Source organism: Streptomyces phaeofaciens, assembly GCF_014648915.1.
GTDB lineage: Bacteria > Actinomycetota > Actinomycetes > Streptomycetales > Streptomycetaceae > Streptomyces > Streptomyces phaeofaciens.
In genome coordinates this window covers 193437-218632 of record NZ_BMSA01000016.1, presented here as the reverse complement: position 1 = coordinate 218632, position 25196 = coordinate 193437, and the positions used below count along the sequence as shown (strand labels likewise).

Below are 25196 nucleotides of genomic sequence, written 5' to 3'. Positions count from 1 at the left end.
GCACCCGGGAACCCCCGGGTGCCGCCCCTCACGCATGCGTGTCAGACGGCGTCGGCCTCGTCGATCAGGTAGGCGAACTCGTCGAAGATCTCCAGGACGACGACGACCATGACGGCGCCGGCGACCATGTACTCCAGCATCATGCCGGGGGCCACGTAGGCCTTGCGCAGGTGTTCGTCGGGCCCGAGCTGCGCCGTCGCGACCTTGCGGAAGGGGTCACGGGCCAGTATCCGCACGGCCTTGTCCAACTGGGCACGACGCTCTCCGGGCAGGCCGTCGTACGCCGCGCGGGCCTCGACGGTGAACTGGACTCGGTACTCGGTCATGCCGTTCAGTGTGCCAGCCCGCGATACCGTCGGAACCATGAGCATTCGTGCCGTGGTCTGGGACGTGGACGACACCCTCTTCGACTACACGACCGCGGACCGCGAGGGCATGCGGTCGCATCTCGTCGCCGAGGGGCTGATGGCCGGGTACGACAGCCCGGAACAGGCCCTGGAGCGCTGGCGGGAGGTCACCGACCGGCAGTGGGCGCGGTTCTCGGCGGGCGAGGTCAGCTTCCAGGGGCAGCGGCGGGACCGGGTCCGGGTGTTCCTGGGCGCGGAGCTGACCGACGCGGAGGCCGACGACTGGTTTCAGCGCTACATCGGGCACTACGAGACCGCCTGGGCCCTCTTCCCCGACGTCCTGCCGGTCCTGGACGCCCTCGCGGCCAGCCACCGGCACGCCGTGCTCTCCAACTCCAGCATCGAGGTGCAGGACCACAAGCTGCGCGTTCTCGGCGTCCACCACCGTTTCGAGAGCATCCTGTGCGCCGCGGAACTGGGTGTCTCCAAGCCGGAGGCCGCCGCCTTCCTCGCGGCCTGCGAGGCTCTCGACCTGCCCCCGCACGAGGTGGCGTACGTCGGCGACCACCCGGAGATCGACGGCCAGGGCGCCGCGGAGGCCGGCCTGCTGTCCGTGTGGATCGACCGCCACGGCGCCACGGCGGCCGTGGAGGCCCTGCCCGGCCGCCACCGGATCGCGACCCTCGCCGAACTGCCCGCGATCCTCGGCCCGGATACCCGTTTTGGAGCCCGGTCCACCTTCGGGTAATGTTCTTCCTGCGCCGCCGGAGAGCGGGCCGAAAGGCCGGAAACCGGAGGAGCAAACTAGAACAAGATCCCTTCCGGGGTTTGCGTTCCAGTGGCCTATGGTGTAATTGGCAGCACGACTGATTCTGGTTCAGTTAGTCTTGGTTCGAGTCCAGGTAGGCCAGCTCGCGGAGCTCATCCGCACCGTGGAGCAGATCCACGAAGCCCCCGTTGTGTAGCGGCCTAGCACGCTGCCCTCTCAAGGCAGTAGCGCCGGTTCGAATCCGGTCGGGGGTACTGATCTCGATCAACTCGGGATCGCTAGGGCCCCCGTTGTGTAGCGGCCTAGCACGCCGCCCTCTCAAGGCGGTAGCGCCGGTTCGAATCCGGTCGGGGGTACTGACTGGTCTAAACCACATTGGTCTATGGTGTAATTGGCAGCACGACTGATTCTGGTTCAGTTAGTCTTGGTTCGAGTCCAGGTAGACCAGCTCGGGCCTGCGGAAACGCAGTGTCCAGGCCCCCGTTGTGTAGCGGCCTAGCACGCCGCCCTCTCAAGGCGGTAGCGCCGGTTCGAATCCGGTCGGGGGTACATCACGGAAGGCCCTTCGCTTCGGCGGAGGGCCTTCCGCGTTTCCGGGCACCGGGCTGCACCCAGGTGCCCGCGGACGTCCACGGGCACCCGCGCGCTCACTCGAAGCCGTACCGGCGTGCGGACTCCTCCTCCTGGGCCAGCCGGTGCAGGGCCTGGAGCATCGGCTCCACCAGGATCGCGCCCAGGACCGCCGTCTCGATCCGCTCCGCCTCCGACTCCTGCGCCTCCACGAAGTCGAGGTCGAGGACGGCCGCCCGGTGCATCAACCGGGCGTAGGACAGCAGGAGTTCGGGATCCCACTCGTAGCCGAGGCGCCGCATCGCGGCCACCGCCACCACCAGGGAGCGGTAGGCGGGGGAGATCGTGGTCAGCAGCCGGGCGTTCGCCCAGCCCAGCGTCTCGAGGAGGGTGTCGGCCTCGGTCCGGGCCGCCCGCACGTGCTCGTCGTCCGCGTCCGGCTCCGGGAGCTGCGGCAGGGCCCACAGGGCCGCGCCGAGGCGGATCGTGCGGCCCAGGGCGTCGTCGTCGACATGCCCGAGCACCTCCCGGACCGTGGCCACCGGGATCCGGCCCACCTGGATCATCGCGCGCACCAGCCGCAGCCGGCGCAGATGCTCCTCGTCGTACGCGGCGGTTGTCGCGTTGATCTGACGGCCGGGCGGCAACAGGCCTTCGCGCAGGTAGTACTTGATCGTCGCCGTGGAGACCCCGCTGCGTTCGCTGAGTTCGGCCAGTCGCATCCCTTGCGCCCCTTCTTGGTTAGCGGCACTATCCAAGCATGTCTGCCGCAGCGAGTCGTACCACCGCGGACGCCCACGGTGACGTGGTCGTCCTGCTGATCGGGATGCGCGTGAACCATTTCTGGGCCGTGCATCAATGGCTGCCGGTCATGCTGGCGATGTTCCGCATGCTGGCCGAGCTGAAGAAGGATCCCGCGCGCGGGCTTTTGTCCCGCGTGCTGCTGACCGCCTCCCCGCGGACGTACTACGTCGTCCAGTACTGGGAGTCCAAGGAGAAGCTGTACGCGTACGCGGGCGCGCCCGACGCGTTCCACCATCGCGCCTGGGCGAGGGTCAATCGCCTGGAGAAGGGCGGGAAGGTGCGCGGGCACGTGGGGATCTGGCACGAGACGTACGTCGTGCCGGAGGGGTCCTACGAGGCGATCTACGGGGACATGCCCGCGTTCGGCCTCGCTGCCGCCCACGGGCAGGTGCCGTTGGAGCGGCGGGGGCGGTATGCGAAGGACCGGTACGCGTACCGGTCCCCGGAGCAGGGCTAGGGCTGGGCTGTCCTGGGCTCCCTCGGGGCTCCAGGGTCTTGTCCGGGGCTGTCCAGGGCGTGTCCGCCGAGTCGGGGAGGAGCCTGCCGCGGCGTTGAGGCCGGCTCGTCCCGACAGGGGCGTCACCCGGACTCAGCCCGTGCGGCGCAGGGCCTCCGACAGGCGGGCGGCGGCGTCGATGACCGCCTGGGCGTGCATCCGGCCCGGGTGGCGGGTCAGGCGCTCGATGGGGCCGGAGACGGACACGGCGGCCACCACGCGGTTGGACGGGCCGCGCACGGGCGCGGAGACGGACGCGACGCCCGGCTCGCGCTCGCCGATGGACTGGGCCCAGCCGCGGCGCCGTACGCCCGACAGGGCCGTCGCCGTGAAGCGGGCGCCCTGGAGGCCGCGGTGCAGGCGCTCCGGTTCCTCCCAGGCCATCAGGATCTGCGCCGAGGAGCCGGCCTTCATCGTGAGCGTGGAGCCGACCGGGACCGTGTCCCGAAGGCCGGACAGGCGTTCCGCCGCGGCGACGCAGATACGCATGTCGCCCTGGCGGCGATAGAGCTGCGCGCTCTCGCCCGTGATGTCACGAAGGTGCGTGAGCACCGGGCCCGCGGTGGCGAGGAGACGGTCCTCACCGGCGGCCGCGGCCAGCTCGGCCAGACGGGGGCCGAGAATGAAACGGCCCTGCATGTCGCGCGCCACCATACGGTGGTGCTCCAAAGCCACGGCCAGGCGGTGGGCCGTGGGTCGTGCGAGTCCGGTGGCAGCGACCAAGCCTGCGAGGGTGGCCGGACCGGACTCCAGGGCGCTCAGGACAAGGGCTGCCTTGTCCAGGACGCCGACGCCGCTACTGTTGTCCATGCAACGATACTCCCGTCTCACTCTGTGAAACGCAAGTTCATTTTTCCGTGAGACGCGCAACCCTTGGATGCATGGCGGCCCGCGGACCGGCGGGCCTGGCGGCGGATGCCCGGGTACAGGGGCGTGGGCGTTGCCTCCACAAGATCTCTAGATGGGCCGGCGCATCATGGCCGGCCGGAGGGAAAGCGATGGGTAGGACACTCGCGGAGAAGGTCTGGGACGACCACGTCGTCCGGCGCGCCGAGGGCGAGCCCGACCTCCTCTTCATCGATCTGCACCTCCTGCACGAGGTGACCAGCCCGCAGGCCTTCGACGGACTCCGTCAGGCGGGTCGTCCGGTGCGGCGCCTCGACCTCACCATCGCCACCGAGGACCACAACACCCCGACCCTCGACATCGACAAGCCCATCGCCGACCCGGTCTCCCGCGCCCAGCTGGAGACGCTGCGCAAGAACTGCGCCGAGTTCGGTGTCCGGCTGCACCCGCTGGGCGACGTCGAGCAGGGTGTCGTGCACGTCGTCGGCCCGCAGCTGGGTCTGACCCAGCCGGGCATGACCGTCGTCTGCGGCGACTCCCACACCTCCACGCACGGCGCCTTCGGCGGTCTGGCGTTCGGCATCGGCACCTCCCAGGTGGAGCACGTGCTGGCCACCCAGACCCTGCCGCTGGCCCGCCCCAAGACCATGGCGATCACGGTCGACGGCGAGCTGCCCGACGGCGTCACCGCCAAGGACCTGATCCTGGCGATCATCGCGCGGATCGGCACCGGCGGCGGCCAGGGCTACATCCTGGAGTACCGCGGCTCCGCCATCGAGAAGCTCTCGATGGAGGCCCGGATGACCATCTGCAACATGTCGATCGAGGCCGGCGCCCGCGCGGGCATGATCGCCCCCGACGAGACGACCTTCGCCTACCTCGAGGGCCGCCCGCACGCCCCCAAGGGCGAGGACTGGGACGCCGCCGTCGCGTACTGGAAGACGCTGAGGACGGACGAGGACGCCGAGTTCGACGCCGAGGTCGTCATCAAGGCCGAGGAACTGTCGCCGTTCGTCACCTGGGGCACCAACCCCGGCCAGGGAGCGCCGCTTTCGAGCGAGGTCCCCGACCCGGCTTCGTACGAAGACGCTTCGGAGCGCCTCGCCGCCGAAAAGGCCCTGGAGTACATGGGGTTGGCGGCCGGGCAGCCGCTGAAGTCCATCAACGTCGACACCGTCTTCGTAGGTTCGTGCACCAACGGCCGCATCGAGGACCTGCGCGCCGCCGCCGAGCTGCTCAAGGGCCGCAAAGTCGCCGACGGCGTACGGATGCTGGTCGTCCCCGGTTCCGCGCGGGTCGGTCTCCAGGCCGTCTCCGAGGGCCTGGACGTCGTCTTCAAGGAGGCCGGCGCCGAGTGGCGGCACGCGGGCTGCTCGATGTGTCTGGGCATGAACCCCGACCAGCTGGCCCCCGGTGAGCGCTCCGCGTCCACCTCCAACCGCAACTTCGAGGGCCGGCAGGGCAAGGGTGGCCGTACGCACCTGGTGTCTCCGCAGGTCGCGGCCGCCACGGCGGTCCTGGGCCACCTGGCGTCCCCCGCCGACCTGTCCGCCGACACCCCCGCGCCCGCTGGAGTCTGAACAGTCATGGAAGCATTCACCACGCACACCGGCCGGGCCGTCCCGCTGCGCCGCTCCAACGTCGACACCGACCAGATCATCCCTGCTCACTGGCTCAAGAAGGTCACGCGGGACGGGTTCGAGGACGGACTGTTCGAGGCCTGGCGCAAGGACCCGTCCTTCATCCTCAACCAGCCCGAGCGGCAGGGTGCGACCGTCCTGGTGGCCGGCCCCGACTTCGGTACCGGCTCCTCCCGTGAGCACGCCGTCTGGGCGCTCCAGAACTACGGCTTCAAGACCGTGATCTCCTCCCGCTTCGCCGACATCTTCCGCGGCAACTCGCTGAAGAACGGCCTGCTCACGGTGGTTCTGGAGCAGAAGATCGTGGACGCGCTGCAGGAGCTCGCCGAGCGCGACCCGCAGGCCGAGATCACCGTCGACCTCGAGGCCCGCGAGGTGCGCGCCGAGGGGATCACCGCCTCCTTCGAGCTGGACGAGAACTCCCGCTGGCGGCTGCTGAACGGGCTGGACGACATCTCCATCACCCTCCAGAACGAGGGCGACATCGCGACCTACGAGGCCAAGCGCCCGTCCTTCAAGCCGCGGACGCTCCAGGCCTGACCCGCCGCCGCCGGTCGACTTTCGGCCACCGCGAGACCCCTGCCGTACCCCCGATCGGACCGATCGGGGGTACGGCTGTTTCTGCCCCCTCACGGCCCCGGGAGCCTTCGCCGTTTCTCCCAACTTCCCACGTTAGGACGGTGGTTGCCGGGGTACGCGCCTTGTGCACGGATGTCGTCCGGGGCTGCCGAAAGGGCCGTTGGAGGCGGCAGTTGCCCCCTGGGCGGGCGACAACTCGCCCCAGATGGCACAATCTGTGCATGGAACACGACGGCCAACTCGAGCTCTATACGGCGGTCGCGAACCAACTCAAGGAAGCGCACGCAACAGTGCGCGCACTGCAAGTCCCGGAGGGCGTACGGATGGCGCTGACCCGGAAGCTGCTGGTCATTACGGCCGCGGCCAAGCACGATCTCGCCGACGCGACAAGGCGGCTGGAGCGGTTCATGGCGGACCTCGACGAGGGGCGCATCCCCGAAGAGGAGCGTTGATCGCCTCCAAAGCAGCCGAGTTCGTTGCGGCACAAGGGTGATTAGCCCGTTTCGTGTTTGATTTGCGGTATATATCTGCCTAACGTGCGAAAAAGCTTGAACACTTTCGTTCTGGCGAGGTCTCCGAAGGGGAAGACGTGAACAAGGCGCAGCTCGTAGAAGCGATTGCCGACAAGCTGGGCGGCCGCCAGCAGGCCGCCGAGGCGGTCGACGCGGTCCTGGACGCCATCGTCCGCGCGACCGTCGCCGGAGACCGAGTTTCGGTCACCGGCTTCGGTTCGTTCGAGAAGGTCGACCGGCCGGCCCGCTACGCTCGCAACCCTCAGACGGGCGAGCGGGTTCGGGTCAAGAAGACGTCCGTGCCGCGCTTCCGCGCCGGTCAGGGGTTCAAGGACCTGGTGAGCGGCTCGAAGAAGCTCCCGCGCGGTGGCGAGGTCGCCGTCAAGAAGGCCCCCAAGGGCAGCCTGACCGGCGGCGCGTCCGCCACGGTCAAGAAGGCCGCCGCGAAGAAGGCCGCCCCGGCGAAGAAGGCCTCGGCGGCCGCGAAGAAGACGACGGCGGCGGCGAAGAAGACCACCGCGGCCGCGAAGAAGACGACGGCGGCGGCGAAGAAGACCACCGCGGCCGCGAAGAAGACCACCGCCAAGAAGGCGACGCCGGCCGCGAAGAAGACCGCCACCACCGCCAAGACGGCCGCCGCCAAGAAGACGACCGCCAAGAAGGCCCCGGCGAAGAAGGCGACGGCCAAGAAGGCCCCCGCCAAGAAGTCGACCGCTCGCAAGACCACCGCCAAGAAGGCCACCGCCCGCTAGGCACACCGCCCACCGGGCACGAGGCAGCAAGGGCACTCACGCGCCGGGCCGGACTTCCTCTCGGAGTCCGGCCCGCGGCGTGTCCGGAGGCGCGTCGCCCAACGGGTCCCGTCCTCAGGAGAACCTCTGGTCTCAGGAGAACCCCTGGGCTCGGCAGAACCCCTGGGCTCAGTAGAAGGTGTGCAGGGTCACGAGGACGATCCGCCGGGCGTCCCCCTCGCCCTCGGTCTCGATCCGCACCCGCTGGCCCGGCCGCAGCAGCCGCAGGCCGCCCGCGTCGAACGCCGGCGCGTCGAAGGGCACCGGCGTGCCGTCGTCCAGGAGCACCTGTCCGCTGCGGCTGTCGGGGTCGTACGTGTATGCGGTGGCCTGCATGTCCGCAGCCTACTGCCCGATCCCCAGGAGCCGCGCGGCCACCGCGGCCGTCCGAGGGCCCACTCCCAGGGCGAGCGCCACCCGCAGATCGGCGCCGGTGTCCACGTCCTGCCGTACGGAATCCACGGCGGTGAGGCGGAGTTCCTCGGCGCCCGAGGCGCGGTGCCGGGAACGGGAATCCGTACCGAATGCGGGAAGCAATTCCCTGCCGGGTGTCACCGCGAGAAGGGTGGTGCCGATTGCGGCCGCATCGGGCAGAAAAGCGCGCGGGAATTCCGCGGCCGCGTCCAGGACCCGGGTCAATTCCGGCGGGCGCAGTGCCGGCAGATCGGCGTTGAGAGCCGCGAGGGGGGAATCGGGGCGCGATCCGCGGACGACGGCCGCCGCGTGCGCCAGAGCGGCGTTCAGGCCCGCCCGGGGCGTGTCGGGGACGATACGGGCGCCCAGCTCGGCCAGGGCGTGTCCGGCCAGGGTGTCGTCCGTGACGACCGCCACATCCCGTACGGCCGCGCTGGCCAGCGCCGCCGTCACGGTGTCCTCGGCGAAGGCGAGGGCGAGGCCGGGGCGCAGGGCGTCCGTGGCGGTGTCCGCGAGCCTGCTCTTGGCGAGTGCCAAGGGTTTCAGGGGTATGACCAAGGTCCACTGCACCGGCGTACCGCCCCTCTCTTGTCGCGGCCATTGTCACCCGGCCCATCCGCCGGTCGGGCGGGCGGGCGTACGGTGTTCTCGACAGACCGGCGGCCCGGAGCGACACTTGTGCGGCTCACAGGTTCCGGAGAGAAGTCCTAGAGGGAAGGTGTCCGCGTGCCCCGCCGCAGAATCGGCTTCTGGTACCGCTTTGCAGCGGTCCTGTGCAAACCCTGGCTGGTGGTTCTGATCAAGCGGGACTGGCGCGGAATGGAACACATTCCGGCCGACGGCGGTTTTATCACCGCGGTGAACCACAATTCGCACATCGACCCCTTCGCCTACGGGCACTTCCAGTACAACACCGGACGCGTGCCGCGATTCCTGGCGAAGAGCGGGCTGTTCAAGAAGGGGTTCGTCGGCGCCGCGATGCGCGGCACCGGGCAGATCCCCGTGTACCGCGAGTCCACCGACGCGCTCAGCGCCTTCCGGGCCGCGATCGACGCCGTGGAACGTGGCGAGTGCGTCGCGTTCTATCCCGAGGGCACCATCACCCGCGATCCGAACGGCTGGCCCATGACGGCCAAGACGGGCGCCGCGCGGGTCGCCCTGCAGACCAAGTGCCCGGTGATCCCGGTCGCCCAGTGGGGCGCCAACGAGCTGCTGCCGCCGTACAGCAGCAAGCCCCAGTTCTTCCCGCGCAAGACCCACCGGGTGCTCGCGGGCCCGCCCGTGGACCTCTCGCGCTTCTACGGCCTGGAGATGACCGCGGAGGTCCTCAAGGAGGCCACCGAGGTCATCATGGCCGCCGTCACCCGCCAGCTGGAGGAGATCCGCGGCGAGCAGGCGCCAAAGACGCCCTACGACCCGCGGCAGGAGCGGATCGAGCAGCGGCGCCGGACCCAGGCGCAGACCGGTACCGAGACGCAGGCCGGTCACGAGACGCAGGGCAGTCACGAGACACAGGGCAGTCACGAGGGGGAGAGCACCAAGTGAGCAAGTCCGTCAAGGCGGCCGTCTTCGGCACCGGATCCTGGGGGACCGCCTTCGGCAGGGTCCTCGCCGACGCGGGCTGCGAGGTGACGCTCTGGGCGCGCCGCGCCGAGCTCGCCGACGCGGTCAACTCCACCCGGACCAACCCCGACTACCTCCCCGGCGTCGCCCTCCCCGAGAACCTCCGGGCCACCGCCGACCCCGCCGAGGCCGCCCGCGACGCCGACTTCACCGTCCTCGCGATCCCCTCGCAGACGCTGCGCGCCAACCTCGCCGAGTGGACCCCGCTGCTCGCCCCGGGCACCGTCCTCGTCTCGCTGATGAAGGGCGTCGAACTCGGTACGACCATGCGGATGAGCCAGGTGATCGAGGACGTCGCCAAGGTCGGCCGGGACCGCGTCGCCGTGGTCACCGGACCCAACCTGGCGCGCGAGATCGCCTCCGGCATGCCGGCCGCCGCCGTGGTCGCCTGCACCGACGAGGGCGTCGCCCAGCGGCTCCAGGCCGCCTGCCACACGCCGTACTTCCGTCCGTACACCAACACCGACGTGGTCGGCTGTGAGCTGGGCGGCGCGGTCAAGAACGTGATCGGCCTGGCCGTCGGCATCGCGGACGGCATGGGGCTCGGCGACAACGCCAAGGGCTCCCTCATCACGCGCGGCCTCGCCGAGACCACCCGGCTCGGCCTGGCGATGGGCGCCGACCCGCTCACCTTCTCCGGCCTCGCGGGCCTCGGCGACCTGGTGGCCACCTGCTCCTCGCCGCTCTCCCGCAACCACACCTTCGGCACCAACCTCGGCAAGGGCATGACCCTGGAGGAGACCATCGCGGTCACCCGGCAGACCGCCGAGGGCGTCAAGTCCTGCGAGTCGGTGGCGGATCTGGCCCGCCGGCACGGGGTCGACATGCCCATCACCGAGACGGTCGTGGACATCGTCCACGAGGGCAAGCCGCCCGTGGTCGCGCTCAAGGAGCTGATGTCGCGCAGCGCGAAGCCCGAACGACGCTGAGCGACGCCGTTCGGCCGCCGCGGGGACACCCCGCGCGAGCAACGGATCCGACGCTGTGTCGGGGCACTACCACCGGGTACTCTCATGCCGATATGAGCACCGAGAACCTCCCCCAGAGCCCCGAGCAGCCGTCTCGCAAGCCGCGTGTGGCCGTCGTGTCCGGCGGCCGCAGCTCCGAACACGGGATCTCCGTGGTCACCGGCGGCGCCGTCCTCAAGGCGATCGACCGGACCAAGTACGAGGTCCTGCCGATCGGCATCACCAGGGACGGGCGCTGGGCCCTCATCGCCGACGACCCGGAGCGCATGGCGATCACCGACCGCCGTACGCCCGACATCGAGTCGCTCGCCGAGTCGCAGGAGGGCGGCGTGGTGCTTCCCGTCGACCCCGCGAACCGCGAAGTCGTCTACAGCGAGCCGGGATCGGTGCCCAAGGCGCTCGGCGAGGTCGACGTCGTCTTCCCCGTCCTGCACGGCCCCTACGGCGAGGACGGCACCCTTCAGGGCCTGCTGGAGCTCTCCGGCGTCCCGTACGTCGGCTCGGGCGTGCTCGCCTCGGCCGTCGGCCAGGACAAGGAGTACATGAAGCGGGTGTTCACCTCCTTCGGGCTCAAGGTGGGCCCGTACGTGGTGATCCGGCCGCGCGAGTGGGAGCGCGACGAGTCCGCCGCCCGCAAGAAGATCATCGACTTCGCGGGCGAGCACGGCTGGCCGCTCTTCGTGAAGCCCGCGCGCGCGGGTTCGTCGATCGGCATCACCAAGGTCGACGACCTCGCGGACCTGGACGAGGCGATCGCCGAGGCCCAGCGCCACGACCCCAAGATCCTGGTCGAGGCGGCGCTGCGGGGCCGTGAGATCGAGTGCGGCGTCCTGGAGTTCGAGGACGGCCCGCGGGCCTCCGTCCCGGCCGAGATCCCGCCGCCGGACGCGCACGCGTACTACGACTTCGAGGCGAAGTACATCGACTCGACCCCGGGCCTCGTCCCGGCCCCGCTGACCCCGCAGGAGACGGCAGAGGTCCAGCGGCTCGCGGTGGACGCCTTCGAGGCGGCCTCCTGCGAGGGCCTGGTCCGCGCCGACTTCTTCCTCACGGAGGACGGCGACTTCGTCATCAACGAGATCAACACGATGCCGGGCTTCACCCCGATCTCGATGTACCCGGCGATGTGGCAGGCGAGCGGGATCAGCTACGAGGAGCTGGTGGACCGGCTCATCCAGGCGGCCCTGCGCAGGTCCACGGGACTTCGCTAGTCCTCAGCGGCCCTCGGCAGCCGTCGGGAGAACTCGGCGGCCCTCAGCCTCGGCAGGCTCCATCAGCGGTCCTCAGTCGGCGATCCCTTCGGGGATCGCCTTCTTGACGGCGGGGGCCAGGTCGACCAACGGGCCCAGCCCGTTTCCCTTGCGGGCCTCCGGGATCGTCACCTCGACATACGCGGTCCGCAGCGTGCTGGTGAAGCGGAACGACCCATTCCGCTGTTCTTCCAGCAGCCAGCCCACCCCGTCCACCTCGACGCCGTCGGCCTCGGCATCGCTCATCTTGTCGGGCCGTTCGACACCGCAGCGCAGTATGATCGCCGGGTTCCCCCAGCCCGCGGTCAGCGCGGAGGCGGGCTCGGGATCCCGGCGGTCCAGGCCGTCCACCTTCGACGGCAGTGCCTCGTCCAGGTTCCGGCAGGTTTTCGCGACCTTCGCCGCGGGACTGGGAACCGGCGTCGACGTGCTGTCGTCTGCCGATGAGCAGCCCGCGGCGGCGCACAGCAGTACGAGGGCGGGCAGACCACTGAGCCGGTGACGGAAAAGATTCACCGGCCAAGGGTAGACGGGGGCTACAGATGCACGACCGGGCAGGTCAGGGTACGGGTGATCCCGTCCACCTGCTGGACCTTGGCGACCACCAACCTGCCGAGGTCGTCCACCGTGTCGGCCTGGGCCCGCACGATCACGTCGTACGGTCCCGTCACGTCCTCGGCCTGGACCACGCCAGGAATCTTGCTGATCTCCTCGGCGACGGTCGACGCTTTGCCGACCTCCGTCTGGATCAGGATGTACGCCTGTACCACGGAACCTCCAGGGCGGCCACGAGGATCATGTGGGGAAAAGGAACGCCACGGTATCGCGTCGCCACGCGCCGCGGGGAGACCTGCGGGAAGCACGGCACGCGCGCGCCGGGGTACGGGCTCGACAGAGGTTGACGGTCACATCGACCGTATCGAGGACACTGGTCATGCGCGACCGGGCACAGACAGGTACAGAAGGGGCGAAAGGGCAATGAAGGGCACTGTTGGTGAGCTCGGGGAGTTCGGGCTCATCAGGGAGCTCACCTCCCGTCTCACCACCACCTCGGCGGTCCGGGTCGGCCCCGGCGACGACGCCGCCGTGGTCGCCGCGCCCGACCGCCGGGTCGTGGCCAGCACCGACATCCTGCTGGAGGGCCGGCACTTCCGCCGTGACTGGTCCACCGCCTACGACGTCGGCCGCAAGGCCGCCGCCCAGAACCTCGCCGACATCGCCGCCATGGGCGCGGTGCCGACCGCTCTGCTGCTCGGTCTCGTCGTGCCCGCCGAACTGCCGGTCACCTGGCCCTCCGAGATGATGGACGGCCTGCGCGACGAGTGCCAGGTCGCCGGTGCCTCCGTGGTCGGCGGTGACGTCGTACGGGGCGACACGATCATGGTGTCGATCACCGCGCTCGGCGACCTGCGCAACCAGGAGCCGGTCACCCGTGGCGGCGCCCAGCCCGGTGACCTCGTCGCGGTGACCGGCTGGCTCGGCTGGTCCGCCGCCGGGTTCGCGGTCCTCTCCCGTGGCTTCCGCTCGCCCCGCGCCTTCGTCGAGGCCCACCGCCGCCCCGAGCCGCCGTACCACGCGGGTCCGGCGGCCGCCGCGCTCGGCGCGACGGCGATGTGCGACGTCAGCGACGGGCTGATCGCCGACCTCGGGCACATCGCCGAGGCCAGCAAGGTCCGCATCGACATCCGCTCCGGCGCCATCGACATCCCCACCCAGATGAACGACATCGGACAGGCCGTCGGCGTCGACCCCATCCAGTGGGTGCTGACCGGGGGAGAGGACCACGCGATCGTGGCGACCTTCCCGCCGGACGTGAAGCTGCCCGCCCGCTGGAAGGTGATCGGCGAGGTCCTCAACCCGTCCGCGCTGCCCCAGGTGACGGTCGACGGGGCGCCCTGGACCCGGCAGAGCGGCTGGGACCACTTCGGGGACATAGAGGGGGCGTAGCGCCGTGAAACCCAGGGTTCTGACGGTGGCCGGCTCCGACTCCGGCGGCGGCGCGGGCATCCAGGCCGACCTGAAGACGATGCTCGCGCTCGGCACGCACGGGATGAGCGTGGTGACCGCGGTCACCGCGCAGAACTCCCTCGGCGTGCAGGGGGCCTGGGAGCTGCCCGTGGCGGCCGTACGGGCCCAGTACCGCAGCGTGGTGGACGACATCGGCGTACAGGCCGTGAAGACGGGCATGCTGGCCTCCGCCGAACTCGTCGAGGCGGTGGCGGAATTGATCGCCGGGACGGACGCGCCGGCCGTCGTGGACCCGGTGGGCGTCTCCAAGCACGGCGACTCCCTGCTGGCCTCCTCGGCACTCGACTCCGTGCGCACCAGGCTGCTCCCGGTGGCCACCGTCGCCACGCCGAACCTCGACGAGGTCGCCCAACTCACCGGAGTGCACGTCACGTCCGAGCAGGACCTGCGGCGGGCCGCCGCGGCCGTCCTGGCGTACGGGCCGCGGTGGGCGCTGATCAAGGGCGGCCATCTCTCCGGGGACGCCGTGGACCTGCTGACGGACGGCACCGAGGAGCACTGGCTGCGCGCCCCGCGCCACGACAACCGGCACACCCACGGCACGGGCTGCACCCTCGCGTCCGCGATCGCGGCCCACCTCGCGCGGGGGCGGTCCGTACCGGAGGCGGTGACGGCGGCGAAGGCGTACGTCACCGGGGCGATCGCGGCCGGCTTCGCGCTGGGCGGCGGGATCGGGCCGGTGGATCACAGCTGGGAGCTGCGGCGGGGGACGACCGGCGTCTGATGTCCGACGCCGGTGAGCCGGCGGGTACTACGCCGTTCGGGCCCGGCGCCTCTGAGCACGGCGCTTCCGGACGCAGCACTTCCGGGCACAGCAAAAAGCCGGTCCACTCGAGGTGGACCGGCTAGATGCAGCGAACCAGCATGGCCGCGCGCGATGGGGGTCCCCCCGTCTCGAGCGCAGTCGAGAGATGGGGGATGTGCGTCAGCGCGAGACCTTGCCGGCCTTGATGCACGAGGTGCAAGCGTTCACGCGCTTCGGCGTCCCGCTCACCACGGTACGGACGCGCTGGATGTTCGGGTTCCAGCGACGGGACGTACGGCGGTGCGAGTGCGAGATGTTGTTGCCGAAGCCCGGCCCCTTGCCGCAGACGTCGCAGTTGGCAGCCACGGGTCACTCCAAAGACTTCAGATGCACTTACGGTTGATCCCGGCATGCCGGGATCAGGATCGGAGGACTCTGAGTGGCACTGCCAGGGGAAATGGCCCGATCGGGATCGGGCAACCGGAGCAGCATACAACGACCGCGCCAGTAGAACGAAACTACCATGGCTGCTCAGGGCCCTGCTCCCGGCCCCGCTCCCACCTGTGTCCTGTCGGCGCGGGCCCGGGGTCTACGCTGCGTCCCAGTCCAGCAGCTCAAGGAGGCGCAGGTGGCGCACGCCCCGCAGACATTCTTCGATGCTCTCGCGGTGCGCACCTGGTGCGGCCTCGCCCTCACGGCGCTGGGCCGCGCGCGTGAGGAGATCGACGCGATCAACGTGTACCCCGTCGCGGACGGGGACACCGGCACCAACCTCTACCTGACCGTCGAATCCGCGACCACCGCCGTCGAGGCGGTGTTCGCGGGGTACGAGGCCGGCTCCCCGGCCGGCGGTCCCTCCCTCGCGGACGCCGCCCGCGCGATGGCGCACGGCGCGCTCATAGGCGCGCGCGGGAACTCCGGGACGATCCTCGCCCAGCTGCTGCGCGGCATGGCCCAGGTGCTGTCCGCCGAGGGCGGGACGGCCCGCACGGACGGGAACGGGCTCCGGCTGGCCCTGCGGCAGGCGGCCGACTCCGCCCGCCTGGCCGTCGCCCACCCCGTGGAGGGCACGGTCCTCTCCGTCGCCTCGGGTGCCGCGGACGCGGCCGACGGGGCCGAGGGCGACTGTGCGACGGTGGCCAGGGCCGCCTACCGGGGGGCCTGCGCGGCGCTCGCCGCGACCCCGGCCCAGCTGGCCGTCCTGGAGCACGCCGGAGTGGTCGACGCGGGCGGGCGCGGGCTGGTCACGGTCCTCGCGGCGCTGGTGGAGACGTTCACCGGGGAGGCCCCGGCGCCCCTCGCCGGAGCGGCGGCCGGGGCGCACGCGCGCGTGACGCCGGACGCGGCGGAGAGCTGCGCCGACGGGCCGGACGGCGAGGACGGCGGCCCCGCCTTCGAGGTGATCTACCTCCTGGAGGCCGAGGACGCGGCCGTCGCCCGTCTGCGGCGGCGCCTGGACGCCCTCGGGGACTCGCTCGTCGTGGTCGGCGGCGACGGCCTGTGGAACGTCCATGTGCACGTGGACGACGCCGGCGCCGCCGTGGAGGCGGGCGTCGAGGCCGGCCGGCCGTACCGGATCCGCATCACGCACTTCGGCGTCGGGGACGCGCACGCGCGCGGGGGCGAGCGCCCGCCCCGCGAGCGCGCCCAGCGGGCCGTCGTCGCCGTCGTGCCCGGCGAGGGCCTGGCCGGGCTCTACGCCGAGGCGGGCGCGACCACCGTCCTCGCGCGCCCGGGCGAGCCGCCCGCCAGCGGCGAGCTGGTCGAGGCCGTACGGCGGGCCCACGCGCGCGAGGTCGTGCTGCTGCCCAACGACGCCGAGCTGCGGCACACCGCGGCCGCGGCCGCCGAACAGGCCCGTACCGAGGGCATCCGGGTGGCCCTGATCCCCACCCGCTCCGCGGTCCAGGGAATCGCCGCCCTCGCCGTGCACGAGCCGGGCCGCCGCTTCGACGAGGACGTCGTCTCGATGACCTCGGCGGCCGGCGCGACCCGCTACGCCGAGGTCGTGGTCGCCGAGCGCCAGTCGTGGACCATGGCCGGCATCTGCCAGGCCGGCGACATCCTCGGGCTCGTCGACGGCGATGTGGCCGTCATCGGCGCCGACGTCGTATCGACCGCCGAGAGCGTCCTGAACCGCATGCTGTCGGCGGGCGGCGAGCTGGTCACCCTGGTCCTCGGCGACGAGGCCCCCGAAGGGATCGCCGAGCACCTGGAGTCACGGGTACGGGAGGCGTACCTCGCCGTCGACACGGTGGTCTACCGCGGCGGCCGGCAGGGCGCGCTGCTGCTCGTCGGCGTGGAGTAGCCGCCGCCGGCCAACCGGGCAGGGCGGTGCTGTGGGCGGCGGGCTCCCTCGCCTTCGCGCAGAGGGTCAGTCCGCCGCCTGTTCCGCCACCACCTGCAACAACTGCTCCGCCTCCGCGCGCCGGCCCCGCGCCGGCTCGTCCTCCTCGTCATCGTCGACGGCCTCCGGCTCCGGGTAGGCCCGCAGCACCGCACGCGCGCGTGCCGCCGCGTCCGCCGGACGGCCCAGGTCGGTCTCCAGCCAGCCGGCCGCCAGCTCGGCGCCGGTACGCGCGGACAGGCCTTCCTCGCCCAGCGCGACGAACACCGCGACCGCCTCCGCCACCTGCGACAGCGCGTCCTCCAGGGTGGCCCGGATCGAGTCGTCGTCCGCGTCCTCGGCCGCCGAACGGGCCAGCAGGTCCCCGAACTGGCGGTGGGTGTGCCCCAGCTCGGCGACCAGTCGCAGCCGCGCCTCCTCGTCGTCGTCCGTGGCACCGAGCGCGTCCGCGCACTCCTCGACGGCGCTCGTCATCAGCGCGCGCGCCGCGTCCGTCCCGTCGTCGGTGCGCAGGGCGAGCCAGGCCCGGGCCCGCAGGGAGCGGACCAGGCCGTGGACGTTGCCCAGGGTCCGCCACAGCTCGCCCGCGCGTGTGTACGCCTGGTCCGCGTCGGCGTGCAGCCCGGCGTGCCCGAGGGACTCGGCGGCCAGGTGCGCGAGGGTCGCGTGGTCGTGCTGCTCGGGCCAGTGCCGGGCGATCTCGGCGGCCCGGAGCCGGCGCTCGGCCGCGTCCCGGTGCTCCCCCAGCTCGCTCAGGCAGTCGCCCAGCCACCACATGGTCTGGACGACCGGCCCGTCGCCGTGCGTCTCGGCGCTCAGGTCGGCCAGCGCCGACTCCAGCACCTCCGCGGCCTCCGCCCAGCGGCCCTGCCGGACCAGGTACCCGCCGAGCTGGTGCCGTGCCCACGCGCCGAACGCCGGGCCCTCGCCCGCCTCGTCGGCCCAGTGCGCCGCCTCCAGGGCGTGCTCGGCGGCCTCGTCCGCCTGCCCCCGGCCGCCGACGACCTCGGCCAGCTGAAGGTGCAGCTGCGCCCGCCCGACCGGTTCCAGGTACGGTCCGCCGTGCTCCAGGGCCGCCCGCAGCGCCCGCTCCGCCTCCACCATGTCGCCCAGGTGGTGCGCGAGACCGGCCAGCCGGGCCTCGTACTCCACGGCGAACCACGGCAGACCCGCCTCGGTGAACTCCGCCGCCGCCCGCGCGAACAGCTCCGCGCCCGCCTCCGCGTCCCCCGCGCGCGTCGCCAGCTCCGCCAGCATCGCGTGGCCCTCGGCGACCCGCGCCGCCAGCCGTACGTCGTCCCCGGTCCGTCCGTCGACGAGCGCCAGCACCTCCCGTACGGCGCACTCCGCGTCCCTCAGGACCGGCTCCGCCACGGGCCCCTCGGCCTCGTGGACGCGCCGCATCAGGATCCGCGCCCGGGCCATCAGCACGCCCGCCGCCTGTGGGACCTCCGTGCCGCCGTCGGCGTACAGCGCGAGGATCTCGTCGTACGGGCCGGCGACGGCCGCGAGCGCACCGTCGACGTCGTCCTCGGCGAGGGCGTGCACGTAGGCCGCACGCGCGCGTGCCGCCAGTGCCTCCCCGGGGTCGCCCGCCTCCGCGTACAGCTCCGCGGCCTGCGCGAACGTTTCCGCGCCCGCCGGGCCGAGCGCGATCGCCGCGTGGTCGGCGATCTCCGCGCGGTCACGCGCGGCGAGCTCCACGCCGTCGGCGGCCCGCGCCACCGCCGCCCACGCCTCCACGGCGTTCGGACGGAGCGTGTCCGACAGCCGCCGGGCCTCGGCGAGCAGCCCTTCCAGCCCGTCCGGGCCGTCCGGGCCGTCCGGGCCGGGCGCCGCCGCGGCCCGGGCCTCCTGGACCGGGGGCGGCGCGGTCACCGCGGCCGCGGCCGGACGGGCCGCCCGCACCCCCAGCGGCAGCCGCTCCACCAGCGGACGCCGTGCCATCCGCGCGCGTGCCCGCTCACCGACGTGCGTGGTGCCGTTGCGCTCGTCGAACCGTGCCGCCAGCGCCAGGGCCTCCCCGCGCGCGTGGGCCGCGAGTCCGGCCGCCGTCCAGTCCCGCCCGGCCGGACCCGGCACCCGCTGCCCGTCCAGGCCCAGCTCGGCCAGCCGCTCCATGAGCAGCACCACCACGCTCAGGAACTCCAGCTTGCTGCGCGGCTGCCCGCCGTCCGTGAAGTACGTCGGCCGCTCGGCCAGCAGTTCCAGGCCCCGGGCCTCGTTGCCGGTCAGCGCGCAGAACTCCACATGGTCGGCGTACGCGCCCCGCATGCTCTCCATGGGCCGCACCAGCCGGAAGCCCCGCAGATGGTTGGCGCGCGCCTCGTCCGCGCGGCCCAGCCGCAGCAGCGGCACCAGGGACGACGCCAGCACGCTGTGCGGCTCGTGCGCGCACGTGTACGCGCCCTCCAGGACCGGCGCCCACAGCTGAAGCGCCTCCTCGTCCCGGCCGCACTCCGCCCGCCACCAGCCCTGTCCGTGCAGTTCGCAGGCGTGACAGTCGGCCATCGTGTCCCGGTCGGCCGCCAGCCAGGCGTCGAACGCCCGCTCGGCCCGCGCCGCGTCCCCGATGTGCGCGGCCACACTGAACTCGGCACTGCGCACCGCGCGCTCCGAGTGCCCCGCCAGCCGGTAGCGGTGCTCCATCTCGCCGAGCCACTTCTCCACCGACGCGAGCGGCACGTGCGGCTGGTCGAGCATGCCGGACGACATCCACTTGAAGACCCAGTGCAAGGAATGCGTCTCGTACTCGTCGAAGTCCCCGGGCCGCTCGTCCCACATGCGCAGCAGCCGCGCGAACGGGACGAACATCTTGTCCTTCTCGGAGCTGTAGTTGTAGACCTTCAGCTGGTGTCCGAGCGCCTCGATCACGGCGAGCGGGATGTTCAGCCGCTCGGCCGCCACCAGCAGCTGCTCCGCGCGCGCGTTGCGCGCCGGACCCTCCGGCCGCTCGCCGTTCTCCGCCATCGCCCGGCGCAGGGAGTCGAAGTCCGTGATCTCACTCATCAGTGACCGCCCCCCGCGGAGTCGGAGTCGGAGCCAGGGCCGGAGTCGGGACCAGGACCGGGATCAGGACCGGGATCAGGACCGGGATCAGGACCGGGATCAGGACCGGGATCGGTGCCGGGACCAGGACCGGGGCCGGAAGCGGCGTCGCCGTGGGTGGCCCATTCCAGCAGGCCGATGAACGCCCGGTTGAGCAGCGCCGAGTCCGCCGGACGCAGCGGCCGCTGCGCCATCAGCAGCGCCTGCCCGTACAGCGACTCGGTGGCGGTGCCGATCAGCTCGGGCTCCCCGAGCGAACTGATCCGCCGGATCAGCGGGTTGAGATGGTTCAGCACCAGACGCGCGCGGGGGGCGCTGCCGCGCAGCGAGCCCAGGATGCCCGCCCACAGATCGTCGGCCTGTGCCTCGGCCTCCGCCCGCGCCTGCTCGTGCCGTGCCGCCCGGTCGTCCAGGTGCAGCGCCGGCACCGACAGCGGATGGAAGGCCCGCAGGGCGACATCGCAGCCCAGCGGGTCCAGCTTCGCCCGCGCGACCGCCAGGAAGCCCGCCAGGGCCAGCTCCTCGGCCGGGTCGACGGAGTCCAGGTGGGCCGTCACGGTGTCCGCGTCCAGCTCGGCGACCACCGTCCCCGGCCGCACCGACGGCAGCGCCTCGACCAGCTCGCTGTCGTACGTGTAACCGCCGTTGATCACCCCGACGCCCTGCGCGGACGCGATCGGCGCGACCTGCCGGTACTCCTCGACCGTGCGGGTGAAGTGCACCACCGGGTGCCGCTGCGCGAACTCCTCCAGCGACAGCCGTCCGTCCGTCGTCTCGAACGGCAGCCACGGCAGCATCGTCCGCAGCATCTCCTTGTCGTGCCGCGCCAGGGACTTCACACCCAGGTGGTGCACCGCCAGGAAGGCCGCGAGCCGCTCCGGGTCACCGGCGGCCAGACCCGTCAGCCACGCCCGGATCCGCTCGCCCAGCGCCTCCCGGACGGCGGCCAGCGTCTCGTCCTCGTACAGCGACTCGCGCGAGGCCGTGGGCCGCAGACTGTCGGTGTCGAGCACACAGCGCACGAAGAACGCCCAGTCGGGCAACAGCTGTTCGGCCCGTTCGGTCAGCAGCATGCCCTTGAGGTGCACCCGGTGCGTGGCCCGCTGCGCGGGGCTGACCGCCGCCGGCAGCACATGCGCCACCCCGCGGATCCCCGCCGCCGGCACGTCCAGCTCGATGGTGTCCAACGGGGTGAACCCGAACAGCTCGTGACAGTGCCGCGCCAGCGCCACCCGCCGGTTGGCGGGGGAGGCGTACGGCCGGTCCCAGGGCGCCGGCAGATCGGTGACCGCCTCCTCGCCCACCCGGACGTCGTACGGCAGCAGCGAACCGAAGTCCCGCGCCAGCTGGAGCACCCGCGCCTCGGCGAGCCACTCCCCGGCCCCGGCCCGCGCCACCAGATGCACGGTGGTGCCCGGCTCGGGGTGCTCGTCGTGGGGGAGCGTGCGCACGGTGTACGAACCGTCGTCGCGCGCCGTCCACTCCACCGGCGGCGCCTTCGGGGTGCGGGAGCTGCGGCTGACCACCCGGATCCGCTCGGCGACCACGAAACAGGCCAGCAGCCCGATGCCGAACTGCCCGAGGAAGTCGGAGCGGGCCTCCCGAAGGTCGTCCGCCCGCTTGGAGCTGCGCCCGATGGTCGCCAGCAGGGTGTGCACATCGGCCTCGGTGAGCCCGACGCCGGAGTCCTCCACCCGCAGCGACCCGTCCGCCGCGAACAGCCGCACCCGCGCCGGGGCGCCGGGCTCCTCGGCCCGGCGCGCCGTGATCGCGTCCACGGCGTTCTGGAGCAGCTCGCGCAGATAGACCTTGGGACTGGAGTAGAGGTGATGGGACAGCAGGTCCACCAGACCACGCAGGTCGACCTGGAACGTGTGAGGTGACGGAGATGCCTGGGATGACTGTGAGGTCTGGGAGTCCATCGCTACGGCGCCGCGGGTTGGGGTCGGGCACGGCGCGGGGTCGGGCGGTCCCGGTGGGGCGGTGACCGCGGATGATGGCCGGAGGCGCGCCATCCTAGAGCCCGAACGAGCCGTCTGACCAGGGGTTTCAGGACACGTATACGGCAATGTCAGTGGTGTGGTGTGCAATGGATCTCGTGCCCGCACTCGAAGAGCCGCTGAAAAAGGTGCTCGGCCCACCGACCGCGAAGGTGATGGCCGAGCATCTCGGCCTGCACACCGTCGGCGATCTCCTGCACCACTATCCCCGCAGATACGAGGAGCGAGGCCAGCTCACGCACCTGGCCGACCTCCCCATGGACGAACACGTCACGGTGGTCGCCATGGTCGCCGACGCCCGGCTGCACTCCTTCGCCTCCGCCAAGGCGCCCCGCGGCAAGGGCCAGCGGCTCGAGGTCACCATCACCGACGGCAGCGGCCGGCTCCAGCTGGTCTTCTTCGGCAGCGGCGTCCACAAGCCCCACAAGGAGCTGCTGCCGGGCACCCGCGCGATGTTCTCCGGCAAGGTCTCCGTCTTCAACCGCCGCCTCCAACTGGCACATCCGGCGTACGAGTTGCTGCGCGGCGACACGGAGGAGACGGTCGAGACCTGGGCGGGCGCCCTGATCCCGATCTACCCCGCCACCGCCAAACTGGAGTCCTGGAAGATCGGCAAGGCGATCCAGACCGTCCTGCCCAGCGCCCAGGAGGCCGTCGACCCCCTCCCGGACACCCTGCGGGCCGGCCGCGGCCTGGTCTCCCTGCCCGAGGCCCTCCTCAAGATCCACCGCCCGCACACCAAGGCCGACATCGACGACGCCCGCGGCCGCCTCAAGTGGGACGAGGCCTTCGTCCTCCAGGTGGCCCTCGCCCGCCGCCGCCACGCCGACGCCCAACTGCCGGCCGTCCCCCGCAGACCCTCCCCCGACGGCCTCCTCAGCTCCTTCGACGACCGGCTCCCCTTCACCCTCACGGAGGGCCAGCAGAAGGTCTCCCGGGAGATCTTCGACGACCTGGCGGCCTCCCACCCGATGCACCGGTTGCTGCAAGGCGAGGTGGGTTCCGGGAAGGCGCAACCACTGGACTCACTCGTGCTCACGCCTCGCGGTTTCCGGCGGATGGGTGACATGGGAGTGGGCGACGAAGTCGTCGTGCCCGCAGGAGAGATCGCCCTGATCGACGGCGTCTTTCCGCAAGGCGAGCGGGAGGTGTGGCGCATCGTGCTCTCCGACGGAAGCTCGGTGGAATGCGATGACGAGCATCTCTGGATCGTCGGCACGAGTTGTGGCTGGGACCGTGGTCTGTCCCCCAAGGTAATGACCACCCGAGAAATCCGTCACGATCTGTTCAAGGCCAACGGATCGTCGAAGTGGTACATCCCGGCGGCGACCCCCGTGGACCTGGGCGACGACACCGGGCTCCCGCTGGATTCCTACCTGCTCGGGCTCCTGTTGGGTGACGGCTCGTTCCGGCACAACCTGCGGTTCTCCACCGCCGACGCGGAGCTCCGCGATGCCTTGGCGGCTTTGGCGGCGCCGGACTGTCGCCTCGTCCCTGTGACCGGTTCGCGGTGCGACTACACGATTCAGCTGCTCCAACGCTCCGGCGGCGTCCGTAATCCGATCATCCAGACCTTGCGTGAACTGGGCCTTTGGGGTTTGACGTCACACGCCAAGTTCATTCCCGCCGAATTCAAGAACTCGTCGATCAAGAACCGCCTGGCCCTTCTGCAGGGGCTGATGGACACCGACGGCACGGTTGATCAAAATGGTCTGAGCATTTCCCTGTGCTCGGCCTCGCGGACATTGGCGGATGACGTGGCTTGGCTCGTCCGCTCCCTGGGTGGCAGGGCGCGTGTTCTGCCCAAGAAGGCCGCTTTCAACGTCTCGGTGGCGTTGCCGGATGGCTATCCCCCGTTCCGGCTCACCCGCAAAGCCGAACGCGTACGCCCACGCCCGAATTACAACACCTTCCGCCGGGGCATCCGCACTGTCGAGTATGTGGGGCGGAAGCCGGTCCAGTGCATCAGCGTCGCCCACCCCGATCACGCCTACGTCACGGATCACTTCACGGTGACCCACAACACGATGGTGGCGCTGCGGGCCATGCTCGCGGTGGTCGACGCCGGTGGTCAGGCCGCGATGCTCGCGCCCACCGAGGTCCTCGCCCAGCAGCACCACCGTTCCGTCGTGGAGATGATGGGCGAGCTGGCCGAGGGCGGGATGCTCGGCGGCTCGGAGCAGGCCACCAAGGTCGTGCTGCTGACCGGCTCCATGGGGGTGGCCGCGCGGCGGCAGGCGCTGCTCGACCTCGTCACCGGCGAGGCCGGGATCGTGATCGGCACCCACGCGCTGATCGAGGACAAGGTCCAGTTCCACGACCTCGGCCTGGTCGTGGTCGACGAACAGCACCGCTTCGGCGTCGAACAGCGCGACGCCCTGCGCGGCAAGGGCAAGCAGCCCCCGCATCTGCTGGTCATGACCGCCACACCCATCCCGCGCACCGTCGCGATGACCGTCTTCGGCGACCTGGAGACCTCGGTCCTCGACCAGCTCCCGGCCGGCCGCTCGCCCATCGCCAGCCATGTCGTGCCCGCCGCCGACAAGCCCCACTTCCTGGCCCGCGCCTGGGAACGGGTCCGCGAGGAGGTGCAGAACGGCCATCAGGCGTACGTCGTCTGCCCCCGCATCGGCGACGACATCGACGAGCCGGCCGACCCGAAGAAGGCCGCCCGGAAGAAGTCCCCCGAGGACGAGGCGGAGAAGCGTCCCCCGCTCGCCGTCCTCGACGTGGCCGACCAGCTGGCGAAGGGCCCGCTGCGAGGGCTCGCGGTCGAGGTGCTGCACGGCCGGATGCCTCCCGACGACAAGGACGCCGTCATGCGGCGCTTCGCCGCCGGGGACACCGACGTCCTGGTCGCCACGACCGTCATCGAGGTCGGCGTCAACGTCCCGAACGCCACGGCGATGGTGATCATGGACGCCGACCGCTTCGGCGTCTCCCAGCTCCACCAGCTCCGCGGCCGCGTCGGCCGCGGCTCGGCCCCCGGTCTCTGCCTGCTGGTCTCCGAGATGCCCGAGGCGAGCCCGGCCCGTCAGCGCCTGAACTCGGTCGCCGCCACCCTCGACGGCTTCGAACTCTCCCGCATCGACCTCGAACAGCGGCGCGAGGGCGATGTCCTGGGCCAGGCCCAGTCGGGCGCCCGAACGTCCCTGCGCGTCCTGGCCGTCATCGAGGACGAGGAGGTCATCGCCCAGGCGAGGGAGGAAGCGGTGACGGTGGTGACGGAAGACCCCGAGCTGACCGCGTACCCGGGCCTGCGGACCGCCTTGGACGCCCTTCTGGACGACGAGAGGGAGCAGTACCTGGAGAAGGGCTAGGGGACATCTCCCTGAGAGACGCCCCTCCAGGCCCTCTCCCACGGATCCTGCCGGGCCGCGGGACCGCGCGAGCACCCAGGTCGGACCTGCTGCCAGACT

General features: G+C 71.6%; 23 protein-coding genes and 5 tRNA genes. 18 read left to right on the top strand and 10 right to left on the bottom strand.

The window, feature by feature from the left end:
• Nucleotides 1-41 precede the first annotated feature (41 nt).
• Nucleotides 42-326: a type II toxin-antitoxin system RelE family toxin gene (locus IE275_RS26020; protein WP_189713827.1), complete on the bottom strand. Its 285-nt coding sequence runs from the start codon at nt 324-326 to the stop codon at nt 42-44.
• Between the two features lie 37 nt (nt 327-363).
• Between IE275_RS26020 and IE275_RS26015 the strand changes: the two genes are divergently transcribed.
• The 6 genes from IE275_RS26015 (at nt 364) to IE275_RS25990 (ending at nt 1665) form a co-directional block, all read left to right on the top strand.
• Nucleotides 364-1095 carry an HAD family hydrolase gene (locus tag IE275_RS26015; RefSeq protein WP_189713826.1) on the top strand — a complete coding sequence of 244 codons (732 nt, stop codon included), beginning with the start codon at nt 364-366 and terminating at the stop codon, nt 1093-1095.
• A 91-nt stretch (nt 1096-1186) separates the two neighbouring features.
• A tRNA-Gln gene (locus tag IE275_RS26010) sits at nt 1187-1258 on the top strand.
• A gap of 39 nt (nt 1259-1297) precedes the next feature.
• Nucleotides 1298-1370 (top strand) — tRNA-Glu (locus IE275_RS26005).
• A gap of 29 nt (nt 1371-1399) precedes the next feature.
• A tRNA-Glu gene (locus tag IE275_RS26000) sits at nt 1400-1472 on the top strand.
• A gap of 20 nt (nt 1473-1492) precedes the next feature.
• Nucleotides 1493-1564, top strand: a tRNA-Gln gene (locus IE275_RS25995).
• A 28-nt stretch (nt 1565-1592) separates the two neighbouring features.
• A tRNA-Glu gene (locus tag IE275_RS25990) sits at nt 1593-1665 on the top strand.
• A 98-nt stretch (nt 1666-1763) separates the two neighbouring features.
• Here IE275_RS25990 and IE275_RS25985 read toward each other — a convergent pair.
• Nucleotides 1764-2408: a MerR family transcriptional regulator gene (locus tag IE275_RS25985; protein ID WP_189713825.1), complete on the bottom strand. Its 645-nt coding sequence runs from the start codon at nt 2406-2408 to the stop codon at nt 1764-1766.
• Between the two features lie 38 nt (nt 2409-2446).
• On the opposite strand from IE275_RS25985, the gene IE275_RS25980 reads away from it, so the two are divergent.
• Nucleotides 2447-2947: a DUF4188 domain-containing protein gene (locus IE275_RS25980; protein ID WP_189713824.1), complete on the top strand. Its 501-nt coding sequence runs from the start codon at nt 2447-2449 to the stop codon at nt 2945-2947.
• Between the two features lie 132 nt (nt 2948-3079).
• Here IE275_RS25980 and ndgR read toward each other — a convergent pair whose 3' ends face one another.
• Nucleotides 3080-3796: an IclR family transcriptional regulator NdgR gene (gene ndgR, locus IE275_RS25975; protein WP_007384919.1), complete on the bottom strand. Its 717-nt coding sequence runs from the start codon at nt 3794-3796 to the stop codon at nt 3080-3082.
• A gap of 188 nt (nt 3797-3984) precedes the next feature.
• On the opposite strand from ndgR, the gene leuC reads away from it, so the two are divergent.
• The 4 genes from leuC (at nt 3985) to IE275_RS25955 (ending at nt 7315) form a co-directional block, all read left to right on the top strand.
• A complete protein-coding gene (gene leuC, locus IE275_RS25970; RefSeq protein WP_189713823.1) occupies nt 3985-5412 on the top strand; it encodes a 3-isopropylmalate dehydratase large subunit in 1428 nt (475 codons plus the stop codon).
• Between the two features lie 6 nt (nt 5413-5418).
• Nucleotides 5419-6012 (top strand): 3-isopropylmalate dehydratase small subunit, encoded by a 594-nt coding sequence (gene leuD, locus IE275_RS25965; RefSeq protein ID WP_189713822.1) that lies wholly within the window; start codon nt 5419-5421, stop codon nt 6010-6012.
• A gap of 260 nt (nt 6013-6272) precedes the next feature.
• Nucleotides 6273-6503, top strand: coding sequence for an SCO5555 family protein (locus tag IE275_RS25960; RefSeq protein WP_189713821.1), 231 nt, complete (start codon nt 6273-6275; stop codon nt 6501-6503).
• A 137-nt stretch (nt 6504-6640) separates the two neighbouring features.
• On the top strand, nt 6641-7315 hold the full coding sequence (locus IE275_RS25955) for an HU family DNA-binding protein (RefSeq protein WP_189713820.1): 675 nt from the start codon (nt 6641-6643) through the stop codon (nt 7313-7315).
• Nucleotides 7316-7483: 168 nt separating this feature from the next.
• Here IE275_RS25955 and IE275_RS25950 read toward each other — a convergent pair whose 3' ends face one another.
• Entirely contained in the window at nt 7484-7690 is a 207-nt protein-coding gene (locus IE275_RS25950) for a hypothetical protein (RefSeq protein ID WP_189713819.1), read from the bottom strand.
• A gap of 9 nt (nt 7691-7699) precedes the next feature.
• Nucleotides 7700-8338, bottom strand: coding sequence for a 2-phospho-L-lactate guanylyltransferase (cofC, locus tag IE275_RS25945; protein WP_189713818.1), 639 nt, complete (start codon nt 8336-8338; stop codon nt 7700-7702).
• Between the two features lie 156 nt (nt 8339-8494).
• Between cofC and IE275_RS25940 the strand changes: the two genes are divergently transcribed.
• From IE275_RS25940 to IE275_RS25930, 3 genes are all read left to right on the top strand, one after another.
• Nucleotides 8495-9313 (top strand): lysophospholipid acyltransferase family protein, encoded by an 819-nt coding sequence (locus IE275_RS25940; RefSeq protein ID WP_189713817.1) that lies wholly within the window; start codon nt 8495-8497, stop codon nt 9311-9313.
• Nucleotides 9310-10320: an NAD(P)H-dependent glycerol-3-phosphate dehydrogenase gene (locus IE275_RS25935; protein WP_189713816.1), complete on the top strand. Its 1011-nt coding sequence runs from the start codon at nt 9310-9312 to the stop codon at nt 10318-10320. Before IE275_RS25940 ends, IE275_RS25935 begins: the two co-directional genes overlap by 4 nt.
• Nucleotides 10321-10412: 92 nt before the next feature.
• On the top strand, nt 10413-11570 hold the full coding sequence (locus tag IE275_RS25930; protein WP_189713815.1) for a D-alanine--D-alanine ligase family protein: 1158 nt from the start codon (nt 10413-10415) through the stop codon (nt 11568-11570).
• Nucleotides 11571-11642: 72 nt separating this feature from the next.
• Here the strand turns inward: IE275_RS25930 and IE275_RS25925 are convergent, their stop codons facing one another.
• Both IE275_RS25925 and IE275_RS25920 read right to left on the bottom strand, forming a co-directional pair.
• Nucleotides 11643-12125, bottom strand: a complete 483-nt coding sequence (locus tag IE275_RS25925; protein WP_189713814.1) for a DUF3515 domain-containing protein — start codon at nt 12123-12125, stop codon at nt 11643-11645.
• Nucleotides 12126-12145: 20 nt separating this feature from the next.
• Entirely contained in the window at nt 12146-12379 is a 234-nt protein-coding gene (locus tag IE275_RS25920) for an Lrp/AsnC family transcriptional regulator (protein ID WP_030793842.1), read from the bottom strand.
• 208 nt (nt 12380-12587) lie between these two features.
• On the opposite strand from IE275_RS25920, the gene IE275_RS25915 reads away from it, so the two are divergent.
• Both IE275_RS25915 and thiD read left to right on the top strand, forming a co-directional pair.
• Nucleotides 12588-13556: a thiamine-phosphate kinase gene (locus tag IE275_RS25915; RefSeq protein WP_189713813.1), complete on the top strand. Its 969-nt coding sequence runs from the start codon at nt 12588-12590 to the stop codon at nt 13554-13556.
• Nucleotides 13557-13560: 4 nt separating this feature from the next.
• Nucleotides 13561-14361, top strand: a complete 801-nt coding sequence (gene thiD, locus IE275_RS25910) for a bifunctional hydroxymethylpyrimidine kinase/phosphomethylpyrimidine kinase (RefSeq protein WP_189713812.1) — start codon at nt 13561-13563, stop codon at nt 14359-14361.
• A gap of 201 nt (nt 14362-14562) precedes the next feature.
• Here the strand turns inward: thiD and rpmB are convergent, their stop codons facing one another.
• Nucleotides 14563-14748, bottom strand: coding sequence for a 50S ribosomal protein L28 (gene rpmB / locus IE275_RS25905; RefSeq protein ID WP_003973430.1), 186 nt, complete (start codon nt 14746-14748; stop codon nt 14563-14565).
• Between the two features lie 262 nt (nt 14749-15010).
• On the opposite strand from rpmB, the gene fakA reads away from it, so the two are divergent.
• Nucleotides 15011-16690: a DAK2 domain-containing protein gene (gene fakA / locus IE275_RS25900; protein WP_189713811.1), complete on the top strand. Its 1680-nt coding sequence runs from the start codon at nt 15011-15013 to the stop codon at nt 16688-16690.
• 66 nt (nt 16691-16756) lie between these two features.
• On the opposite strand, the gene IE275_RS25895 is transcribed toward fakA, so the two are convergent.
• Both IE275_RS25895 and IE275_RS25890 read right to left on the bottom strand, forming a co-directional pair.
• Nucleotides 16757-19738 (bottom strand): tetratricopeptide repeat protein, encoded by a 2982-nt coding sequence (locus tag IE275_RS25895; RefSeq protein WP_189713810.1) that lies wholly within the window; start codon nt 19736-19738, stop codon nt 16757-16759.
• Nucleotides 19738-21699 (bottom strand): HSP90 family protein, encoded by a 1962-nt coding sequence (locus tag IE275_RS25890; RefSeq protein WP_229870567.1) that lies wholly within the window; start codon nt 21697-21699, stop codon nt 19738-19740. The genes IE275_RS25895 and IE275_RS25890 overlap by 1 nt, the downstream gene beginning before the upstream one ends.
• A gap of 167 nt (nt 21700-21866) precedes the next feature.
• Between IE275_RS25890 and IE275_RS25885 the strand changes: the two genes are divergently transcribed.
• Entirely contained in the window at nt 21867-25097 is a 3231-nt protein-coding gene (locus tag IE275_RS25885) for a helicase-related protein (RefSeq protein WP_189713809.1), read from the top strand.
• Nucleotides 25098-25196 lie beyond the last annotated feature (99 nt).

Bases quoted from the DNA above. Each gene is read 5' to 3' on its own strand.
- IE275_RS26020 (WP_189713827.1), bottom strand. From the start codon at position 326: ATGACCGAGTACCGAGTCCAGTTCACCGTCGAGGCCCGCGCGGCGTAC.
- IE275_RS26015 (WP_189713826.1), top strand. From the start codon at position 364: ATGAGCATTCGTGCCGTGGTCTGGGACGTGGACGACACCCTCTTCGAC.
- IE275_RS25985 (WP_189713825.1), bottom strand. From the start codon at position 2,408: ATGCGACTGGCCGAACTCAGCGAACGCAGCGGGGTCTCCACGGCGACG.
- IE275_RS25980 (WP_189713824.1), top strand. From the start codon at position 2,447: ATGTCTGCCGCAGCGAGTCGTACCACCGCGGACGCCCACGGTGACGTG.
- ndgR (WP_007384919.1), bottom strand. From the start codon at position 3,796: ATGGACAACAGTAGCGGCGTCGGCGTCCTGGACAAGGCAGCCCTTGTC.
- leuC (WP_189713823.1), top strand. From the start codon at position 3,985: ATGGGTAGGACACTCGCGGAGAAGGTCTGGGACGACCACGTCGTCCGG.
- leuD (WP_189713822.1), top strand. From the start codon at position 5,419: ATGGAAGCATTCACCACGCACACCGGCCGGGCCGTCCCGCTGCGCCGC.
- IE275_RS25960 (WP_189713821.1), top strand. From the start codon at position 6,273: ATGGAACACGACGGCCAACTCGAGCTCTATACGGCGGTCGCGAACCAA.
- IE275_RS25950 (WP_189713819.1), bottom strand. From the start codon at position 7,690: ATGCAGGCCACCGCATACACGTACGACCCCGACAGCCGCAGCGGACAG.
- IE275_RS25930 (WP_189713815.1), top strand. From the start codon at position 10,413: ATGAGCACCGAGAACCTCCCCCAGAGCCCCGAGCAGCCGTCTCGCAAG.
- IE275_RS25915 (WP_189713813.1), top strand. From the start codon at position 12,588: ATGAAGGGCACTGTTGGTGAGCTCGGGGAGTTCGGGCTCATCAGGGAG.
- IE275_RS25895 (WP_189713810.1), bottom strand. From the start codon at position 19,738: ATGAGTGAGATCACGGACTTCGACTCCCTGCGCCGGGCGATGGCGGAG.
- IE275_RS25890 (WP_229870567.1), bottom strand. From the start codon at position 21,699: ATGGACTCCCAGACCTCACAGTCATCCCAGGCATCTCCGTCACCTCAC.
- IE275_RS25885 (WP_189713809.1), top strand. From the start codon at position 21,867: ATGGATCTCGTGCCCGCACTCGAAGAGCCGCTGAAAAAGGTGCTCGGC.